The following is a 2,746-nucleotide window of genomic DNA, read 5'->3' as shown; positions in this document are numbered from 1 at the left end:
CTGCCCACCGGGCCGCTGGCCTTCCTGCCGCTGCGCCTGGAGGGCGAGCGCCACCACTGCTCCATCGTCTGGTCCACCTCGCCGGAGGAGGCGCGGCGGCTGCAGGGGCTCTCCAGCGAGGCGCTGGGGGACGAGCTGGCGGCTGCCATCGACCATCGCCTGGGCGAGATCAGGGTGGTGGATCGGGTGCTGGCCTTCCCGCTGATGCAGCGCCACGCGGAGCGCTATGTGCTGCCCGGCCTGGCGCTGGTGGGGGATGCGGCCCACAGTATCCACCCGCTGGCGGGCCAGGGAGTGAACCTGGGGCTGATGGACGCGGCGGTGCTGGCCGAAGAGCTGCTGGAAGCACGCCGCCGCGGCGTGGGGCTGGGCGATGAGCGGATCCTGGCCCGCTACGCGCGGCGTCGGCGCGGCGACAACGCCGGCATGCTGGCGCTGATGGATGGCTTCCGGCTGCTGTTCGGCGCCCGGCACCCGGCGCTGGCCCTGGCCCGCAACCTGGGCATGGGCGCCGTGGACCGGCTTACGCCACTCAAGCGCCTGCTGATGCAGCAGGCCATCGGCCACCGGGGGCGTCTACCCGCCTCCTGCCGCTGAGAACCAGTGGCCCCTTGCGGAGATGCACAGTGGGAGGGCGGCTTTGCCGCCGGTTCGACGCCTCGACGAATGGCGGTGTTGCCGTCGCTGGGTGCCTGCCGCCAGGGAGCCCTTCGGTCTCCATTCGCCCGGGGGACCCGGCCTCCCACATGGGAGTTTTCACGCCAGTCTTCGGCTCCCCCTTTGTTTAAGAGGGACTCAGCGCCGGCTCAGCACGTTGAGCGCCTTGAGCAGGTTGAGGGCCTCGCCGAGCTGGTAGTCCTCACGCAGGCGCTCGCTCAGCTCGCGTCGCTCCCGCGGGGCCTCCCGGGAGCGCAGGTGGCCCTCGAGATCCGCCTCGCGTACCGCACGCCCCGTCTCGGTCACCTCCACCCGGCCGCGCACCACCTCCACGTCGGGCTCGATGCCCTGGGCCTGGATGGAGCGGCCGTTGGGGGTGTAGTAGAGCGCCGTGGTCAGCTTGACCCCCTCGCCGTTGCCCAGCGGCATGATCTGCTGCACCGAGCCCTTGCCGAAGCTCTCGGTGCCCATCACCACCGCGCGGCGCTGGTCCTGCAGGGCGCCGGCGACGATCTCCGCCGCCGAGGCGCTGCCGCCGTTGATCAGCACCACCAGGGGCACCTCCGGGGCGGCGCTGCTGGGGCCGGCACTGAACCGCATCTGGGTGTCCGGCAGCCGCCCTTCCGTATAGACGATCAGGCCGCCCTCCAGGAAGGCGTCGGCCACACCCACTGCCGCCTGCAGCACCCCGCCCGGGTTGTTGCGCAGGTCGAGCACCAGGCCGCTCAGCGGGGCATCGCGCTCCAGGCGGCGGAGATGCTCGCCGACCTGGTCGGCGGTGCGGGACTGGAACTGGCTGACCCGCAGGTAGCCGTAGCCCGGTTCCAGCATCTCGCTGCGCACGCTCTCGGTGCGGATCACCTCGCGGGTCAGGGTCAGGGTGCGCGGCGCGCTCTCGCCGCGGCGCTGGATGGTCAGCTCGATGCTGGTGCCCGGCTCGCCGCGCATCAGGTTGACCGCCTCCTGCAGCGAGAGGCGCTCGGTGGGGGTGTCGTCGATGCGCAGGATCTGGTCGCGGGCCTCGAGCCCGGCGCGGGAGGCCGGGGTGTCATCGATGGGGGTGATCACCGTCAGCTGGCCGTCCTCCAGCCCCACCTCGATGCCGATTCCGCCGAACTCCCCCTCGGTCGTCTCGCGCAGGCTCTGGAACTCCTCGCGGTCGAGGAAGGCGGAGTGGGGGTCGAGCTCGCTGAGCATGCCGCGCATGGCGTTGCGCAGCAGGGTGGCGTCATCCACCTCCTCCACGTAGGCGCGCTTGATGCGCTCGAAGACCTCGGCGAAGGTCTGGATCTCCTCCACCGGCAGGTCGTCGACCGAGGAGGCGGCCGCCGCCGGCAGGGGCAGCGCCAGCAGGGCGACGGGCAGCAGCCAGGCCAGCAGGCGCCGCGGGGAGAGGGCAAGGCCGGCCCTGCCAGGCGAGGGATGCGCTGGGATCATGCGATCTCCGCTGTTGCGTGACGGTGGAAGACCAGCATAGCCCGGCCGCGACGGCCAGGGAAACACCCGCTCAGCGCGAGGCGATCCACGACTGGGGATCGATGGGATCGCCGCCGCGGCGCACCTCGAAGTAGAGCGCCGGCCGGCCCTGGCCGCCGCTGGCGCCCACCGCCCCCAGCACCTCGCCCCGGGAGACCGCCTGGCCGACCTGCACGCCGAACTGCTGCAGGTGGGCGTGCAGGGTCATCACCTGGTCGCCGTGGTCGATGATCAGCAGGTTGCCGAAGCCGCGCATCCAGTCGGCGAAGACCACCCGGCCGGCGTGCACGGCCCTGACCGGGGTGCCCTCGGCGGCCTGGATCAGGATGCCGTTGCGATGCACGCCGTCGCCGGCCCGGAAGCGCGAGGCGAGGCTGCCCTGTACCGGCCAGGGCAGGTCGCCCCGGGTCTGCTCGATGGCCGTGGAGGGGGGCGGGCGCTCGAGCCGCGCCAGCTCCTCCTGCACCTGGCGCAGGACGCGCTCGGCGTCGCTGCGGTCCTGCTCGAGGGCCGCCCGGCGAGACTGTTCGCTGACGTGACGGGCGTCGAGCCGTGCCACCAGCTCGCCACGTTCGCGCATCTGGCCGGCCAGGTCGCTGGAACGGGCGGCAAG

The 2,746-nt window shown here is 72.6% G+C and carries 3 protein-coding genes; 1 reads left to right on the top strand and 2 read right to left on the bottom strand.

Going from position 1 to position 2,746, the window contains the following annotated elements; all coding sequences use genetic code 11:
- A partial coding sequence (locus J5F18_RS01025; RefSeq protein ID WP_346300518.1) for an FAD-dependent monooxygenase occupies window positions 1–597 on the top strand: 597 nt, incomplete at its 5' end.
- Window positions 598–795: 198 nt separating this feature from the next.
- Here the strand turns inward: J5F18_RS01025 and J5F18_RS01020 are convergent.
- Window positions 796–2,094, bottom strand: coding sequence for a S41 family peptidase (locus J5F18_RS01020; RefSeq protein ID WP_346300517.1), 1,299 nt, complete (start codon window positions 2,092–2,094; stop codon window positions 796–798).
- 70 nt (window positions 2,095–2,164) lie between these two features.
- The coding region (locus J5F18_RS01015) for a peptidoglycan DD-metalloendopeptidase family protein (RefSeq protein ID WP_346300516.1) at window positions 2,165–2,746 on the bottom strand (582 nt) is incomplete at its 5' end.

This window comes from Halomonas sp. BM-2019, from assembly GCF_017584085.1.
This window is presented reverse-complemented; position numbering and strand designations above follow the sequence as displayed.

Excerpts from the sequence above, each read along its gene's own strand:
- J5F18_RS01020 (WP_346300517.1), bottom strand. The coding sequence starts at position 2,094 with ATGATCCCAGCGCATCCCTCGCCTGGCAGGGCCGGCCTTGCCCTCTCC.